Source organism: Cupriavidus sp. 2TAF22 (genome assembly GCF_052115045.1).
Classification (GTDB): domain Bacteria; phylum Pseudomonadota; class Gammaproteobacteria; order Burkholderiales; family Burkholderiaceae; genus Cupriavidus.
In genome coordinates this window covers 50,605-65,710 of the sequence record NZ_JBFRFX010000026.1, presented here as the reverse complement: position 1 = coordinate 65,710, position 15,106 = coordinate 50,605, and the positions used below count along the sequence as shown (strand labels likewise).

Sequence of the window (15,106 nt, the reverse complement as noted above, 5' to 3'; positions counted from 1 at the left end):
TTTTCATTCTTTAGTATGATGGTCATAATTCCATAGCGTGCGGCCGCCTCGCGGGCGGCCGGCACATAAAGGAGGCAAGGTGGCGCAAGTGAAGATACACAACACCATCAATGGCGTGAGCGCAAGCACCGAGACGGAGCCGAGGCAGCTCCTGGTGCACATGCTGCGGGACGCCATGCGCCTCACCGGCGTACACATCGGCTGCGACACCTCCCAGTGCGGAGCCTGCACCGTGCTGCTCGACCAGCGCACGGCAAGGTCCTGCACGGTGCTTGCCGTGCAGACCGACGGGAGCGCGATCCACACCATCGAGGGCATGGAGGACGATCCCACGGTGAACGTGCTCAAGGCAGCCTTCAATGAATGCCACGGCCTGCAATGCGGATTCTGTACGCCAGGGATGCTGCTTGCCGCGCGCGCGCTGCTGCTGCGCGTGCACTGTCCGTCGGAGGCGCAGGTGAGGGAGGCGCTGCACGGAAACCTGTGCCGGTGCACCGGCTACCAGAATATCGTCGACGCCGTCCTGCTGGCGGCGACAAGGCTTGCGCAGGGCAATGCGGTGGCCGTTGAGGAGCATTGCCATGAGTGAAGCCCCGCAAGACGCCACGACGCGCTATATCGGCAAATCCGTCAGGCGCCGGGAAGACCGGCGCCTGATGAGCGGGCGCGGCAGGTTTACGGATGACTTCCAGTTCCCCGGGATGGTATTCGCCGCCTTTGTCCGGTCTCCCTTCGCCCATGCGGACGTCCGCCATGTCGACACGGCGCAAGCGCTCGCGCTGCCCGGCGTCGTGGGCGTATTGACCTACGCGGATATCCAGGGAAAGGTCGGCGATATCCGTCCGAACTGGGTCGTGGGGGACTCGAAAGTGCCGGCCCATCCGCCGCTTGCCGCGGGGCGGGTGCGCTACGCCGGCGAGGCTGTCGCCATGGTGCTGGCAGGCACGCGAGAACTCGCGGCCGATGCCGCCGAGCTGGTGGCGGTCGAGTACGGGGAACTGCCAGCCGTGGCCGATGCGCAGGCGGCACTGTCTGCGGGCGCGCCGCAACTCCACGCCAATGTGCCGGGCAACCTGATCGGCGTCTACCGCGTCAAGGGCGGCGACTATGACGACGCGCTCAGGCAGGCCGACCGCGTGGTGTCGATCCGCCTGGTCAACCAGCGGCTGATACCCAGCCCGCTCGAGCCGCGCGCGCTCTGCGCCAGCTATGACCCGGTCGACGAGCAGCTGACTTTCATCGTGCCTACCCAGGTGCCGCATATGTCGCGGCGCTGGCTCTCGGAAGCCCTGGGCTGGCCGGAGCACCGGATCCGGATCGTCGCGCCCGACATCGGGGGCGGGTTCGGCGCGAAGATGCACTTCTATGCCGAAGAGGTGCTGGTAGCGTTTGCGTCCAGGCATTTCGGCCGGCCGGTCAGCTGGACCGAGTCCCGCAGCGAGAGCCATGTGGCCACCACGCACGGCCGCGCCCATGTGGAATATGTCGAAGCCGCGGTCAAGGATTCCGGCAAGGTACTGGGCATCAAGGTGCAATCGTTCGCCAACCTCGGGGCCTATCTTTCCAATATGGCCACCGGTATCCCGACGGTCAACACGGCCAGCTACGTCACGGGCAACTACCAGATCAGCTCGGTCGACGTCGAGGTCAATCTCGTCACGACCAACACCACGCCGGTCGACGCCTATCGCGGCGCCGGCCGGCCGGAGGCGGCCTATATCGTCGAGCGGATGATGGATGCGGTCGCCGGTGAGCTGGATATCGATCCGGTCGAGCTCCGGCGGCGCAACCTGGTGCAGGCCGACCAGTTCCCCTATCAGCCGCATAACAATGCGCGCGGAAAATGGGATAGCGGCAACTACCAGGCGTGCCTGGACAATGCCACCGAACTGGTCGACTACACCGGCTGGCGCCTGCGCCAGGCGGAGCTGCGGCAGCAAGGCAAGTACATCGGCATTGGCGTGACCTGCTACCTGGAACTGGTGGGCATGGGCATCTCCGCCCTGTTGCTGAGGGTCGGCTTCGATCGCGGCGGGTGGGAGAGCGCCCATATCCGGGTGCACTCCGACGGCAAGGTAACGCTGTTCAGCGGATCGATGCCGCAAGGGCACGGCCATGCCACCAGCTACGCGCAGATCGTGGCCGAGGTGCTGCAACTCCCGATGGAGGACGTCGATGTCGTGCAAGGCGACACCGACCGCGTGCTCGCGGGCCACGGGACGTTCAATTCCCGCTCGATGCCGGTCGGGGGCTCGGCGGCCTACCTGGCCGCGGGCAAGATTCTCGCGAAGGCCCGCAAGATCGCCGCGATCATGCTGGAGGCGCCGGAGGAGGATGTCCGCTACGCCGACGGCCGGTTCTCGACAGCGGCGGCGGACACCACCGTTGCGTTTTCCCGGGTGGCGCGCATGGCTTATGTCGCGAGCAAGTTGCCCAGGGATGTCGAGCCCGGGCTGGAAGAACGCGTGTTCTACGAGCCCACCTCGATGGGGGCGCCCAACGGTTGCCATGCGGTGGTCGTCGAGGTGGACATCGAGACTGGCATGGTAGAGATACTCGACTACGTCGCGGTAGACGATGTGGGGGTACTGATCAATCCCATGCTCTGCCACGGCCAGATGCACGGCGGTATTGCGCAGGGCATCGGCCAGGCCCTCTTCGAGGAGGCGAGGTACGACGAGGCGGGCCAGCTTTTGTCGGGATCGCTGCTCGACTACGGCTTCCCGCGGATCGAGCAGGTTCCCCGCATGCGCACCAGTTTTCACGTCTCGCCCTCGCCGACCAATCCACTCGGGGTCAAGGGCATCGGCGAGGCCGGCTGCGTCGGCGCGCCGCCGGCGGTGGTGGCGGCGGTATGCGACGCGCTGAAGCCATTCGGCATCTCCCATCTCGATATGCCCCTGACGCCGCCCAAGATCTGGCGCGCGATCCACGAGGCCAACAGGAGCGAGGCATGATCCCGTATCCGTTCGACTATGTCAGGGCAAGCAGCCTGCCCGACGCGCTCGCACTGCTGTCAGGCGATGCGGACGCGAAGCTGGTGGCCGGAGGCCATTCGCTTCTGCCCCTGATGAAGCTGAGGCTGGCCAGGCCGTCCCTGCTGGTGGACATCGGCCGGCTGCCCGAGCTGAAGGGCGTGGAAATCCACCAGGATCACATCTCGATCGGCAGTGCCACGACCCACGCCGAACTGGAGTCGGACAGCCAGCTGAGGGCATTGGCCCCGATGTTTGCCCGGGTTGCGGGCGTCATCGCCGATCCCGCGGTGCGTAATCGCGGAACCATCGGCGGGGCGCTGGCAAACGCCGATCCGTCGGCGGACTGGCCGGCTGCCATGCTCGCGCTGGAGGCCGAAATGGAGCTGGCCGGCGCCAACGGCACGAGACGTGTGCCGGCGCACGCGTTCTTCGTGGGGTTCATGTCCTCGGCCGTGCAGCCCGACGAGATCCTCGCCCGCATCCATATTCCCATGCCGGCCGCGCTGCGGGTCGGATACCGGAAGTTCCGCCATCCATCGTCGGGCTATGCCGTGGCCGCCGCCGCCGTCGCGCTGCGGTTCGCGGGGAGCCGGTGCGTGGGCGGCACGATCGGGATCACCGGCGTCGCCGACACGGCTTTCCGGCCTTATGCCGCCGAGGCTTTGCTGGGCGCCGGCTTCACGGGCGGGGCCGATGACATGGATCGCATCGCAATGGCGGCGTTTGCCGGCGTGACGCCGCTGACGGACAGCTTTGCCGATGCAGCGTACCGGCTTCAGCTCGGCAAGGTCATGCTGAAACGGGCGCTGGCGGATGCCATGGAGATAACGGGCCCGGGTGCCTGGCAGGCGCACCGTCCGCCCGGAGATTTTGCGAAACCGACAAGCAAGGAGTCAACGGAGTGAATGCGATGAAAGCAAGAGAAGTCGTGCTGTGCCAGCCGGTTCGCACAGCCATCGGGGCCTACAACGGCGCGCTCAAGGCTACGCCTGCGACCGAGCTCGGCGCGACGGTGATCGGCGAGACCTTCCGTCGTTCTGGCCTCGACCCGGCCCTGGTCGGCAGCGTGGTGTTCGGCAACGTGGTGCAGGCAGGCAACCGGATGAATCCGGCGCGGCAGGCCGCCATCGGAGCGGGCCTGCCGGTTTCGGTGCCCGCGATGACAGTCAATCGGGTATGCGGCTCCGGCGCGCAGGCCATTGCCACGGCGGCCGACGAAATCCGCCTCGGCTATATGGACGTGGCGATCGCCGGCGGCATGGAGAACATGGACCAGGCGCCCTACCTGATGCCTGCCGCCCGCTGGGGAAGCCGCATGGGCGATGCGGCGCTGCATGACAGCATGCTGCGGGACGGCCTGGTGGATGCGTTCTCGGGCGAACACTCCGGCTGGCATACCGAGGATCTGGTGGAGCGCTGCAAGATCAGCCGCGATGAACAGGACCGCTGGGCCGAACGCTCGCAGAGCCGTTTTGCCCGCGCCCAGGCGCAAGGCCGTTTCCTCGCGCAGATCGTCGGCGTGCCGGTGAAGGCGAAGGGCGGCGCGGTGATGTTCAGCGTGGACGAGGCGAATCGCCCGGACACCACGTTCGAGGTCCTCAGCCAGCTGCGGCCGGCGTTCCGCAAGAACGGCACCATCACGGCGGGCAATGCGCCGGGGCTCAATAGCGGCGCGGCAGCCATGCTGGTCGCCGAACGTTCCGTGGCCGAGGAAAGGGGACTGGCGCCGATGGCGAGGCTGGTGGCCTATGGCGTCGGCGCCGTGGAGCCGGGCCTGTTCGGCCTCGGCCCCGTGCCGGCCGTGCGCCAGGCCCTGGAGCGTGCGCAATGGGCGCTGGGCGATATCGAGCGGATGGAAATCAACGAGGCATTCGCGGCGGTGCCGCTGGCGGTTGCCGCCGAACTGGGCCTGCCGCACGACATCATCAATGTGGATGGCGGCGCCATCGCGCACGGCCACCCCATCGGCGCGACCGGCGCGATCCTGACCACGCGGCTGCTGCACTCGATGCGCGCGGACGGGATACGCCGGGGCATCGTGACCCTGTGCATCGGCGGCGGCCAGGGCATCGCCCTCGCGGTCGAGGCCCTGGCCTGAGCAGGCAGGCGAGGTGGCGAGGCGGCGAGGGACCGCTATCAGGCGCCCACGCCAAACCTTGCCGCCGGCGCGCTGCGCGAAAGGTTCGGGAACAGGGCCGTACGCGCGGATTCGTAGGCGTTCCAGTCGGCCACGTCGGGCAGTGACGGCACCGTGAAGACCTCGCCCTGGTCCAGCCCGGCGAGCGCCGCGTCGACCATGTCGTCCGCCGACATCACCCAATCCTGCGGCAGATTGTCCGCCGGCTGGCCGGCGACATCCCAGAACTCCGTGCGGGTCGCGCCGGGCAGCACGGCCTGCACGCGCACCCCCTTGTCGGCAAGTTCATGCTTGAGCGACCGGGTCAGCGCCAGCACGAAGGCCTTGGACGCGCCGTAGACGCCGTTCAGCAGTTCGGGGGAAATCGCCACGACCGAGGCAATGTTGATGATCGTGCCGGTACCGCGTTCCACCATGCCGGGAACGGCCGCATAGGTCAGCCGCGTCAGCGCCACCACATTCAGCTCGATCATCGACTGCATCTTGTCCACGTCAGAAGCCAGCAGCGGCGCGACCGCGCCCACGCCGGCATTGTTGACCAGCGTGGTGATGCTGGCATCGGTGCGCAGCAGCGTTTCGATGCGGTGGACGTCGGCTTCCGCGCCCAGGTCGGCCGTGACGATCTCGACCGAACGGCCAGTCTCGTCGGTCAGGCGCTGCGCCAGCGTCTCCAGGCGCTCGCGGTTGCGCGCCACCAGTACCAGGTCGTAGCCGCGCCGCGCCAGGCGGTCCGCGTAGATGGCGCCGATGCCGGAAGATGCGCCAGTGATCAGGGCCGTACCGGGTTGTGTGGTATTCGTCATGTCTTCTGCTCCAGTCTTGCCGTGGCCGACACCATGTCGGCCAGCACAGGAGCTAGAGTAGGCGCCAGGCCTGATGGCATCAATGTCGTAGATCCAACGTTTTAGGACATGGCCCCGCCAAGCTATCGCAGGAGGCAATTGCGCGGCACGAGCGGCCGGCACATGGCGGCGGTACCGCCCTGGACCGGCTGGCGCCGGGCTTTCGCAGGCCGGATGGCACTTGCCCCGGCGCACCCGGATGGCCTTCGCCTGCAATGCAATGCGGGTGGCGGGCAAGGTTGCAATGCGGACAAGATCGCACTAACTTTTATTTGTTCGCCACGGTCGGTACGACGATTCGGCCGCGAAAGTTCCGCGCGCAACTGTCTCGAAGGAGTAGCCAGCATGACACGTGTTCTGCTAACGAACCTGAAGCCCGACATCTCCGACGAGGATATCCGCGCCTTCCTGGCCAAGTACGGCCTGCCGCCTTGCGATGAGATAGAACATGTGCCCGGGGATGGCACGCGCCCCGCAGCGGAACTGGTCTTCCATGCGATCGACGCCGACACCTTGCGCAAGGCGCTGCCTCGAATTCATCACATCTTCTGGAATCAGCGCGAGCTCAGCGCGCTCATCCTGTCCGATCGATTTACCTGAACCCGGCGCAGCGGCTGGTCACGACCAATGCGTGGCATGTCCGCTGTGAAGGCAGCCAATCTGGTCTTGCCTGACGGCCTGAAGACTGCAGCGAGGCTGGTCGCCGGCACTCAAGGACGCTGCCTCAGGCGGTATATGGCCCGGGTGGCTGGCCTTCACCCAGCGAGCGCAGGAGTGTCGGAACCTTGGCCCTGCTGGTGGCCTGCACTTTTGTGATGAGGGTATGGTCCACGCGATTCACGCCGTACGTCTGGGCGATGTCGGATCGCAGTCGGTGCCACAAATGACAGGTCATCTCCGCGTCGACCATGGCCCGGTGAGCTCGCCCGGGTTTGGGCAATTGCAGCATGTCCACCAGCGTCGATAACCTGTGATTGCCGGCGTGCGGGTAGAGCCGCCTCGACACGAGCATCGTGCAGGCAAAGGACTGGTCGGCGGCCATGCCGAGAAGCCCAAGCTCAGACTGCCAGAAGCGCCGGTCGAAGCCGGCATTGTGTGCGACGACAGGGTGGTCGCCAACGAACTCGGCTGCTTCGCGCATTACCTTTGACGCGGCGGGTGCCGACGCGATCATGTCGTTAGTGATGCCCGTCAGATTCACGACATCGGAAGGGATACGCCTGCCCGCATTCATCAGGCTTTGATAGCGGTCGACGATCTGCCCGTCGCGCAAAAGGATGACGGCAATTTCCGTAGCCCGGTCACCTTGACGCGGCGACAGCCCCGTCGTTTCGAAATCCAAAACCGCAACTGTCTGCACGTTGCCTTTCCCTGTAAGTCTTTAGGCTCCAATCTCTGCTGTCGGATGCAGCCTCGTCATCGCCCAGCCGTGCGTCAGCTGCCGGGAACGCACCATGTTCGATGGCTCCCTGCATATCGTCGAGGGCTTCCTCAAGCCCTGCGACGAATTCCGGCACCGTGCGAATGCTACACGAGAAGCTGCAAGCCTATGCCGAGAGGGGCGGTCGCCGATCCTCTGGCGAATCCACAAGAGGCCCGTTGACTTGCCCTGGCAGGGGGATCGGGTCGCGCAGCAGCGGGTGACAACGGTACGACCGCACGAGGCGCTTGCCACTTATACCGCGGAGACGCCGCTCGCCTGTGCCGCGGCGCCGAAGATCGGCGGCGCAGTGACGATGGAACGAAGCGCGGGCTCGGCAGGCCTGAGGGCGGCGAGGTCGGGAACGGGACGGCGCAATGCCGCCGATGCGGCAAACGCCGTTTCCATCGCCTGGGCCACGCCCAGGGTTTCACCGTCGCCCCGGAACCGGCCGGTCACCTGCAGGCCGAACGGCATGCCGAGGTCGTCGGTGCCGCAGGGCAGCGAGATGGCAGGGTGCGTGGTCAGGGTCACGACATACGTCAGGGCCAGCCAGCGGTAGTAGTTCTCCTGTTTCTCGCCGTTGATGGTATCCGCGTACAGGCTGGTCCACGGGAACGGCGAGACCGGCGTGGTGGGCGACAGGATGACGTCGTAGTCCCGATAGGCCTGCTGGAAGCGCTGCAGGATGCGGTTCTGCTCGGCCTGCGCCCACGCGCTATCGGCCAGCGACATCTTCGCGCCCATCTCGTAGTTCGCACGGGTGTTGGGGCCGAGGCTGGCGGGATCGCGCTGGTAGGCCTCGTGCATGCCGGCGACGAAGCTCTCGGCGCGCAGCACGTCGAAGCAGCGGTGCACATCGCCCAGGTCGAAGGTCACCTCATCGCACTGCTTGAACAGATGCCGCATCGCGGCAATCTTCGCGCGGAACACGCGGCGGATACCGTCGTCCACCGCGCAGCAGCCGAAGTCCTCCGTCCAGCCGACCCGCAAGGCCGACAGGTCCACGCGTGCCGGCGAGAGGAAAGCGGCCGGATTTACCTCGTAGCTCAGCGGATCGGTGACCGATACACCCGCCGAAGCCGCAAGCTGCAGGCAGGCATCGGCGACTGTGCGGCCCATTGGGCCGACCACGGAGATCGGGGTCCAGCCCAGCAGCTTGCGCGAGTTGGGTACGATGCCTGGCGAGGGCCGGAAGCCGACCACGCCGCACTTGGCCGCGGGAATGCGCAGCGAGCCACCGGTGTCGGAGCCGGTGCAGACCGGCAGGAAATCGGCCGCCAGCGCGGCGGCCGAGCCGCCGGAGGACCCGCCCGCATTGAGGTTCGGGTTGAAGGGGTTGCCGGTCGCGCCCCAGACGGCGTTGCGGGAGTTCGCGCCGGCGCCCATTTCCGGGATGTTGGTCTTGGCAACGACGATGGCGCCGGCCGACCGCAGCCGCGCTACCAGCACGTTGTCCTCGGTGGGCAGATGGCCGCGAAACAGCGGCGAGCCGTAGGTGGTGAGCAGCCCCGCGGTTGCCTCCAGGTCCTTGACGCCAAGCGGCAGTCCGTGCAGCAGGCCGAGTGATTCGCCGCGCATGACCGCCTGCTCGGCGGCCCGGGCTTCCGTGCGTGCCCGCTCGTAGCAGGTCGCCGTGATCGCGTTGATGGCCGGGTTGTAGGTTTCGATGCGGGAAATGCACGCGTCCAGCAATTCAACCGGCGAGATTTCCTTGGTGCCGATCAGGCGGCGAAGTTCGACTGCGGAAGCCGAGGTCAGCTTGTCTTGCTCGTTCATGAAGTAGGGTCTCCTCGGGCCGTTTCGTCCTGGAACCGGCGGCCCGCGTCTGGAAGGTCAATCGAGCTTGATATTGGCGCGTTGCGCGATGGCGCGCATCTGCGGCATTTCCTTTTCGATCATGCTGGTGACTTGCTTGCCCGGCGCGTAGGAGGGCTCGATGCCGTTGTCAGCCAGTTTCTTGCGCGTAGCCGGATCGGCGATGGCCTCGGCCAGCGCCTTCTCCAGCTTTGCCTTGACTTCGGGCGGCAGGCCTCGCGGCGCGACGAGCGCGATCCAGGTGCTGGCGTCCATGCCGGGATAGCCGCTTTCCGCCACGGTCGGCACGTTCGGCAGCAGCGACGAGCGCTTTGCCGTGGTGACCGCGATAGCCTTGATCTTGCCGGACTTGAGTTGCGGGATGGCCGCGGCCACGGTGTCCACGCTGAAGGGGATCTGGCCGCCGATCAGGTCGGTCATGGCCGGAGAGCTGCCCTTGTAGGGCACATGGAGCATCTTGATGCCGGTGAGGTTCAGGAGCGCTTCGCCGGCGAAATGGGCGGTCGTGCCGGCGCCGAACGAGCCGTAGGAGTACTTGCCGGGGTCTGCCTTTGCCGCGGCGACGAACTCCTTGAGGTTGTTGACGGGAACGTCGTGGTTCGCGAGCAGTATCAGGCCGGTCGAGCCGATCAGGCCGATCGGCTCGAAGCTCTTCTGCGGGTCATAGGGGAGCCGCGGGTAGACAGCGGGGTTGACCGTGAACGTGGTGCCGGACGTCGCCATCAGCGTGTAGCCGTCCGGCGCGGACTTCGCGACATAACTCGCGCCGACAACGGTGCCGGCGCCGGGACGGTTGTCGACTATCACGGTCTGGCCAAGCCGTTCTCCCAGTTTCTGGCCGACCAAGCGGCCAACGACATCGGTGGCGCCGCCTGGCGGAAACGGCAGGACAAGCTGGATCGGTTTCGACGGGTAGCTTCCCTGCGCGGCGGCGAGGGCTGGCGCCAGGCCGGCCCCGGCGGCAAGGCCGCAAGCCATGAGGAGGGACAAGACGGGGCGGGCAGGGGATCGCATATTGATGCTCCGGCAGGATGGGTAAGCGACGCGCGACAGCGGTGCGCCGGGTAACACCATCATCGTACGATCAAGTTGGAATGAAATCGTAGCAATGTTTAGAACTATTGATTGCCAAATCGGCAATCCGTAGAATTGACCGCATCCCTGTTCATTTGCGCCGAGGCGCCCCCATGTCCTACCGCATCCTGCAGGAAACCGCCGTGCGCTACTTTCTCGAGGTGGTGCGCACCGGCACGGTCAAGGACGCTGCCCTGAAGCTGAACGTCGCGCCGTCGGCGGTGAGCCGGCAGATCGCCAAGCTGGAAAGCGAGCTCGATACCCTGTTGTTCGACCGGCGGGCGAGGGGGCTGGTCCCCAATGCGGCAGGAGAGTTGCTGGCGGCACACGCCAAGCGCACGCAACAGGACATCGACCGCGTGGCGGGCGATATCCAGGCGCTGCGCGGCTTGCGCGTGGGGCGGGTGCGGCTGGCGAGCGTGGAGGGCATCGCGCACGAATTCATTCCGTTGCTGGCGGCGAGCTTCAGGGAAAAGTACGTCGGGATCCGCTTCGACCTCGACGTCTGCCCGCAAGGCGACATTGCCCGGCGCATCCGCGATGGCGAGGCCGACGTGGGCATCACGCTGAGCGGGCTTCCCGAGCCGGAGATCGAAGTGGAGCTGCGTCATCCGGCCCCCGTGCTCGCCATCATGGCGCCCGGCCATCCGCTGGCTGGACAGCGCCAGATTTCACTGTCGCAGGTCGTCGAATATCCGCTCGCGCTGCCGCCCAAGGACAGCTCGCTGCGGCAGTTGCTCGACACCAGCTGCAGTCGCCAGGGCCTGCGCTACCAGACCGTCTTTTCCAGCAACCATCTGGACTCGCTGGCCGGATTCGCGGCAGCGGGGGGCGATGTCATCACTTTCTACGGCGAGCTTTCCGTGCGGGGCCGCCTGAAGGCCGGCACCGTCGCCGCCGTGCCGTTGCGCGACCGGGAGCTGAACGAGCGCTATATCGAGATCCAGACCCTGGCCAAGCGAAACCTGCCGCCCGCGGGGCGGGCCTTCGTCCAGCACCTGACGGAGGCCATCACGGCGTGAGCGGTGAATGATTGCCTTATCGGCAATCATTTATTCGATTAATTGCTCGCGACGCATATTCCGTTTAGCCGGGCCAGCGTGGAGAATCGGGGCACGGATTCTCTCCCTCCTGCTACCCCTACGGCTCGCCATGACCCAGATCGCAAATCTGCCCTTTTCCAAGATCCGCATCGCCAACGGCCTCGCCTTCCTCTCCGGCGAGTTGCCGCTCGAGGCCAACGGCAGCATTCCCGAGGGCATCGAGGCCCAGACGCACCTGGTGCTCGCGCGGATCGCGGCTACGCTTGAAGAGGCCGGCCTGACGCTCGGCGATGTGGTCTCGGCAACGGTCTATCTCACCGACAAGACGGATTTCGCGGGGTTCAACCAGGCGTATCGCGAGCATTTCCAGGATCCGCTGCCGGTCCGCACCACGGTCTGCTGCGACCTGGTGCTGCCGGCCCGCCTCGAAATCTCGGTGGTCGCCGCGACCCGCTCCTGAAACACGGACTACCGGCATGACAACGGACATCGTGGTACTTGGCGCCGGCATGGTCGGCGTGTGCACGGCAGTCGCGCTGCGCCAGCGCGGGCATGCGGTCGTGCTGGTCGACCGGCAGGCGCCCGGCAGGGAAACGTCATATGGCAACGCGGGCATCATCCAGCGCGAAGCGGTTCAACCCTATGCTTTTCCGCGCGAATGGATGGCCGTCCTTCGCGTGATCACCCGCCAGGGCAACGATGTCCACTACCACCCCGGCGCGCTCGCGGGCCTGCTGCCGACGCTGGCCCGCTACTGGCGCGAGTCCGCGCCCAAGCGGTATGCGGGCACGGTGACAGCCTACAGCGCGCTGATTCGCCACTGCCTCACCGAGCACGACAGGCTCATCGCGCTGGCCGGCGCGCAGGACCTTGTGCGCAAGTCAGGGTGGCTGCAGGCTTATCGCAGCAACTCGCCATTCGACCATGCGGCGCGCGCCGCGAGCGCGGTCGCGCGCGAGCACGGGCTCGATTGCCGCATCCTCGACCGGGCCGGGCTTGCCGCTGCCGAGCCGGCGCTGCACGGGACGATGGCCGGCGCGATCCACTGGCGCGATCCCTGGACCATCGCCGACCCCGGCGAGCTGGTCAGCCGCTACGTCACACTGTTCGAGAAAGAGGGCGGCATCGTCCGCCGCGGCGACGCCACCACGCTGAAGCCGGCCGGCACCGGCTGGACCGTGGCAACCGAAGACGGCCCCCTCACGGCGGCGCATGCCGTGATCACGCTAGGCCCTTGGGCGCCAGCCTTGACCAGGCCTCTCGGCTATCGTTTTCCGCTGTTCGTGAAGCGCGGATATCACCGCCACTATGCGGTCGAATCGATGCCGGAGCTGCCGCTGCTCGATGCCGAGCATGGCCTGATGCTGGCGCCGATGCAGCGCGGCTTGCGCCTGACCACGGGGGCTGAGTTCGCCCACCACGAAGCGCCGCCGACCCCCGTCCAGTTGCAGCGCGCCGAGCGCTACGCCCGCGAGCTGGTCCGGCTCGGCGCGCCGGTAGAGGACACGCCCTGGCTCGGCGCCCGGCCGTGCGTTGCCGACATGAAGCCCGTCGTGGGCAGGGCGCCACGCCATCGTGGGTTGTGGTTCAATTTCGGGCACGCCCATCAGGGCTTCACGCTGGGCCCGGTCACGGCGCGCCTGATCGCCGAACTGCTCGACGGCGTGCCACCCTATATCGATCCCCGCCCGTACGACCCGATCCGCTTCGGGGGCTGACGTCTGCAGACGGTGCGCCGCCCGCACCGGGAGCCAGTGCCAGGACTCGTCCGCGCATCGACGCTGTCGGCGCCAGAGAACGCAATTAACGCCCCAGAGAATTACCCACTGACAACACGCGCACGTTGTGCGCGGGCTTGCAACCGTCCTGGCTCTGCCTGGTGCCGGGGGCTGCCCAGGCGCATGTGGCACGGCAGCAAGCAGGCGAGCACGAGACAGTTGGCGACGGTCGTTTGCGTGATGCGAATGATTATGACAATCATCAGTAATTGACGGCGCCATCAACTAGACTTAGCCGCATGTATCGCCTGCCGAGCATCCGCGAGCTGGGAGGAGCCAATGCCCGCCTTCGCCGTTCCTGTTCTCGCCCCCCGCTTGCTCCCGAAGACGCGCGCACAACGCATCACCATTGTCGTGCGTATCGGAAGCGCCGCCCCTGTTGCGTACGCCCAGCCGGCAGAGGCCACGGAGCCATCCGGTACGCCATCCGCGCCGGCATCGGCGGCCATGCTGCCTCAGGTCACCGTGCGTGGCGACACTTCGCCCGACGTATCGCCGCCGCCTCATGCCACCAGGAATCACCATGCAGAACGTTGGAATCTTCCACCTCTGGTCGCAAGGCGACTTCGTCATACGCGCGGCCGCCATTGTTCTGCTCGCAATGTCACTGCTGTCGTGGATCGTGATTCTCAGCAAGGCGTGCGATCTGGTTCGCCTCAGGAAGAATGTGCATGACGCAGAAGGGCGCTTCTGGCACGCGGACGATTTCGACCACGCGCTGGACACGCTGGGCGCCGGCCAAGTCAATCCCTTCCGCGCGCTCGCCCTGGCCGGCAAGGACGCCATGCAGCGCCACCACGCACACCAGCCGCAACTGCATGCCCAACTGGATATCTCGGACTGGCTGACCCGCTCGCTGAAGATGTCGATCGAAGAAGCCGTGGCCCGTATGCAGGCGGGCCTTGCCATCCTGGCATCGGTAGGCTCCACCGCACCGTTCGTGGGTCTGTTCGGCACCGTATGGGGGATCTATCACGCGCTGATCGGCATTGGTGCGTCGGGCATCCCGACGGTAGACAAGGTGGCCGGCCCCGTTGGCGAGGCCTTGATCATGACCGCATTCGGCCTGGCCGTGGCCATTCCCGCCGTGCTGGGCTACAACGCGCTGAGCCGTGGCAACAAAGGCGTGATCAGCAAGCTCAACCGTTTTGCGCACGATCTGCACGGCTACTTCGTGACCGGAACACGCCTGCACCCCAGCGCTTCCCGCCGGGCCGAGGACGGGCCGGTGCGGCTGGCTGTCAGGAACTAAGCGGGTTTGGCGGTACCAGAGGGACACCCATGCAATCTGGCACGCTCCACGCCATATCCATGGCGCCGGTGCCTGCCGCCGCGCCGTGGTCTATCCTGAAGGCAGCCCGGCCTCGCCGGCTGGACGCCGGGCGCAGGATGGCCGTCATCTGTTCGGTATTGCCAGCCGTGCTGACCAGAAGCGAGGCAGGTGCCATGCTCAGGAACACCGTTTCAGCGCTGGCCGCGATCTTGGCGCTGGGGCTGCCGGCGTTCGCCGGCGCCGCCGCTCATCCGTCCGGCACGCTGGCCGTGACGTTCATCCATCCCGAGACCTATACCGATGCCTCATGGTCGCAGGGATACGGCAGCGACCGCCAGGTGCTTGAGGAAATCAACCAGCATCTGGCCCGGCTCGCCGCCCGCTCGCTTCCCGAAGGCTACGCGCTCACGATCGAGGTGCTCGACATCGACCTGGCCGGCTATGTCGACTGGCGCTACGCGTCGCAGATCCGGGTGATTCGCGACGCCACATGGCCGCGCATGAAGGTCAGGTATGTGCTCAAGCATGGCGACGAGGTCGTCGCCAGCGGCGAGGAGCGCATGTCCAACATGAACTTCAACTGGGGCGTCAATCTGTACGGCTACTCGGACCGGCTGCGCTACGAGAAAGCCATGCTCGACGACTGGTTCGAGCGGAGGATTGCCAAGGTCACTGGCCACGCCTGACCGGCCAGGGCAGGGCGTTCCAGGCCGGACGCGCGGCGGTCCCGGCACCGCGCGCAA

At 66.6% G+C, this 15,106-nt stretch carries 14 protein-coding genes; 10 read left to right on the top strand and 4 right to left on the bottom strand.

Annotated features, from left to right (window positions below; translation table 11 throughout):
* Positions 1 to 88 precede the first annotated feature (88 nt).
* Genes AB4Z48_RS27340 through AB4Z48_RS27325 form a run of 4 tightly spaced genes read left to right on the top strand, consistent with a single transcriptional unit; the run spans position 89 to position 5,076 of the window.
* On the top strand, positions 89 to 589 hold the full coding sequence (locus AB4Z48_RS27340) for a (2Fe-2S)-binding protein (RefSeq protein ID WP_441619773.1): 501 nt from the start codon (positions 89 to 91) through the stop codon (positions 587 to 589).
* The gene (locus AB4Z48_RS27335; protein WP_441619771.1) at positions 582 to 2,957 is read left to right on the top strand and encodes a xanthine dehydrogenase family protein molybdopterin-binding subunit; all 2,376 of its coding nucleotides are present in this window, start codon (positions 582 to 584) and stop codon (positions 2,955 to 2,957) included. The genes AB4Z48_RS27340 and AB4Z48_RS27335 overlap by 8 nt, the downstream gene beginning before the upstream one ends.
* Positions 2,954 to 3,883, top strand: a complete 930-nt coding sequence (locus tag AB4Z48_RS27330) for an FAD binding domain-containing protein (protein ID WP_441619769.1) — start codon at positions 2,954 to 2,956, stop codon at positions 3,881 to 3,883. Before AB4Z48_RS27335 ends, AB4Z48_RS27330 begins: the two co-directional genes overlap by 4 nt.
* Positions 3,884 to 3,888: 5 nt before the next feature.
* A complete protein-coding gene (locus AB4Z48_RS27325; protein ID WP_441619767.1) occupies positions 3,889 to 5,076 on the top strand; it encodes a thiolase family protein in 1,188 nt (395 codons plus the stop codon).
* A gap of 38 nt (positions 5,077 to 5,114) precedes the next feature.
* Here AB4Z48_RS27325 and AB4Z48_RS27320 read toward each other — a convergent pair whose 3' ends face one another.
* Positions 5,115 to 5,918, bottom strand: a complete 804-nt coding sequence (locus tag AB4Z48_RS27320) for an SDR family NAD(P)-dependent oxidoreductase (protein ID WP_441619765.1) — start codon at positions 5,916 to 5,918, stop codon at positions 5,115 to 5,117.
* A 384-nt stretch (positions 5,919 to 6,302) separates the two neighbouring features.
* Here AB4Z48_RS27320 and AB4Z48_RS27315 point away from each other — a divergent pair, with 384 nt between their 5' ends.
* The gene (locus AB4Z48_RS27315) at positions 6,303 to 6,557 is read left to right on the top strand and encodes an RNA-binding protein (RefSeq protein ID WP_441619763.1); all 255 of its coding nucleotides are present in this window, start codon (positions 6,303 to 6,305) and stop codon (positions 6,555 to 6,557) included.
* A 124-nt stretch (positions 6,558 to 6,681) separates the two neighbouring features.
* Here the strand turns inward: AB4Z48_RS27315 and AB4Z48_RS27310 are convergent, their stop codons facing one another.
* The 3 genes from AB4Z48_RS27310 to AB4Z48_RS27300 form a co-directional block, all read right to left on the bottom strand.
* Positions 6,682 to 7,317 carry a 3'-5' exonuclease gene (locus AB4Z48_RS27310; RefSeq protein ID WP_441619761.1) on the bottom strand — a complete coding sequence of 212 codons (636 nt, stop codon included), beginning with the start codon at positions 7,315 to 7,317 and terminating at the stop codon, positions 6,682 to 6,684.
* Positions 7,318 to 7,632: 315 nt separating this feature from the next.
* Positions 7,633 to 9,156: an amidase gene (locus AB4Z48_RS27305; protein ID WP_441619759.1), complete on the bottom strand. Its 1,524-nt coding sequence runs from the start codon at positions 9,154 to 9,156 to the stop codon at positions 7,633 to 7,635.
* 57 nt (positions 9,157 to 9,213) lie between these two features.
* Complete coding sequence (locus tag AB4Z48_RS27300; protein WP_441619757.1) at positions 9,214 to 10,209, bottom strand: Bug family tripartite tricarboxylate transporter substrate binding protein; 996 nt, start codon at positions 10,207 to 10,209, stop codon at positions 9,214 to 9,216.
* Positions 10,210 to 10,382: 173 nt separating this feature from the next.
* Between AB4Z48_RS27300 and AB4Z48_RS27295 the strand changes: the two genes are divergently transcribed.
* The 5 genes from AB4Z48_RS27295 (at position 10,383) to AB4Z48_RS27275 (ending at position 15,049) form a co-directional block, all read left to right on the top strand.
* Positions 10,383 to 11,291 carry a LysR substrate-binding domain-containing protein gene (locus tag AB4Z48_RS27295; RefSeq protein WP_441619755.1) on the top strand — a complete coding sequence of 303 codons (909 nt, stop codon included), beginning with the start codon at positions 10,383 to 10,385 and terminating at the stop codon, positions 11,289 to 11,291.
* A 130-nt stretch (positions 11,292 to 11,421) separates the two neighbouring features.
* Positions 11,422 to 11,772, top strand: coding sequence for a RidA family protein (locus AB4Z48_RS27290; protein ID WP_441619753.1), 351 nt, complete (start codon positions 11,422 to 11,424; stop codon positions 11,770 to 11,772).
* Between the two features lie 16 nt (positions 11,773 to 11,788).
* Positions 11,789 to 13,030 carry an NAD(P)/FAD-dependent oxidoreductase gene (locus AB4Z48_RS27285; RefSeq protein ID WP_441619752.1) on the top strand — a complete coding sequence of 414 codons (1,242 nt, stop codon included), beginning with the start codon at positions 11,789 to 11,791 and terminating at the stop codon, positions 13,028 to 13,030.
* 583 nt (positions 13,031 to 13,613) lie between these two features.
* Positions 13,614 to 14,342 (top strand): MotA/TolQ/ExbB proton channel family protein, encoded by a 729-nt coding sequence (locus tag AB4Z48_RS27280; RefSeq protein ID WP_441619750.1) that lies wholly within the window; start codon positions 13,614 to 13,616, stop codon positions 14,340 to 14,342.
* A gap of 194 nt (positions 14,343 to 14,536) precedes the next feature.
* Entirely contained in the window at positions 14,537 to 15,049 is a 513-nt protein-coding gene (locus tag AB4Z48_RS27275) for a DUF3016 domain-containing protein (protein WP_441619748.1), read from the top strand.
* The last annotated feature ends 57 nt before the right edge of the window (positions 15,050 to 15,106 follow it).